Below are 1,481 nucleotides of genomic sequence, written 5' to 3'. Positions count from 1 at the left end.
AGACCGTTTCAAGTTTTGTGTAAACGTTAAAAACTGATATAAGATTTATGAATAGTTACAAATGGGCAGAGCCGATTTTTCAGGTTCTGCCCATATCTGCATTATACAGGAGTTTTTGGGCATGTCAATAAAACCTGCCTAAAACAAGCTGTTTTTACAGGTTGTGTCCAATCAGACGCTCTTCAAAATAGATTTCAAGCTGGGAATGGATCTGTCCCCAATCCTGTCGGTGTCCTGTCCATTTCTTGGTAATGTCCATAGTCGCAAGATACAGCATTTTCAAAAGGCTGTCATCCGATGGAAAAACCGTCTTGCTTTTGGTCACTTTCCGGAGCTGGCGGTTGAATCCTTCAATGGCATTTGTGGTATAAATCAGCCGTCTTACTGCCTCCGGATATTTGAAATAAGTGGACAGGGTTGCCCAGTTATCATGCCAGGATTTATAGATTTTTGGGTACTTGGAATCCCATTTATCCTTGAACAATTCTAACTCATTTAAAGCTGTTTCTTCCGTTGGAGCTGCATATACAAGCTTCAGATCAGCCATCAGTTTTTTGATGTCTTTGTATGAAACAAACTTCGTTGAATTACGGATCTGATGGATGATACACTGCTGAATCTCTGTTTTTGGATAAACAGCCTCGATTGCCTGTGGAAATCCATTTAAACCATCAACGCATGCAATCAGGATATCCTCAACGCCTCTGTTTTTTAATCCATTCATGATAGAAAGCCAGAACTTGGCACTTTCGTTTTCTCCAACATACATTCCAAGAACATCTTTTTTCCCATTCATATCGATACCAAGGGCAATGTAAACCGCACGTTTTACAATACGTCCTTCACTGCGGACGTGATAGTGGATTGCATCCATAAATACTACAGCATACACTTCTTCCAAAGGGCGTTCCTGCCATTCTTTTACAATCGGCAGGATTTTGTCTGTGATCCGGCTGATTGTGCTGTCAGAAATATCAATATCGTATAATTCACGCATATGGGATTCAATGTCTCCAGTTGTCATTCCCTTGGCATACATGGAAAGTATTTTTTCTTCCATGTCCTGAGTTACGGAATTCTGATATTTTTTAATCAGCTGAGGTTCATAATCCCCATTACGATCCCTTGGGATTGCCACATCCATATCTCCATAACTGGTGTGCATGGTTTTGCTGGAATGTCCATTTCTACTATTGTCTGTTTCTTTGTTTCGATAGTCATACTTGGAATACCCTAATTCTTCATCCAGTTCTTCATCCAAAGCACCTTCCAAAATGACAGACATCATGTCACGCATGATGCTGTTAACATCGGTGCCATCTTTGATGCTGATATCATTATTTTTCAGATAGTCACGCATCATTTCTCTCATTGCTGCTTTTTGTGGGCTGTCTTTTCTTCTTGCCATAAAAATAACCTCCAAACTGAGTAATTTTATCTTACATCAGTTTGGAGGTTTACACAAACTTTAGGATACTCCC

At 39.9% G+C, this 1,481-nt stretch carries 1 protein-coding gene; it reads right to left on the bottom strand.

All coding sequences use genetic code 11. The features are described from left to right. Positions 1–154 precede the first annotated feature (154 nt). On the bottom strand, positions 155–1,372 hold the full coding sequence (locus ROSEINA2194_RS02640; protein WP_118112239.1) for an IS256 family transposase: 1,218 nt from the start codon (positions 1,370–1,372) through the stop codon (positions 155–157). Positions 1,373–1,481: the final 109 nt, after the last annotated feature.

It is taken from the genome of Roseburia inulinivorans DSM 16841 (assembly GCF_000174195.1).
Lineage (GTDB): Bacteria > Bacillota > Clostridia > Lachnospirales > Lachnospiraceae > Roseburia > Roseburia inulinivorans.
Note: the sequence above shows the minus strand (reverse complement) of the source record. Positions and strands in the feature narration are given on the sequence as shown.

Coding starts and splice junctions, on each gene's coding strand:
- ROSEINA2194_RS02640 (WP_118112239.1), bottom strand. CDS start 1,372: ATGAGAGAAATGATGCGTGACTATCTGAAAAATAATGATATCAGCATC.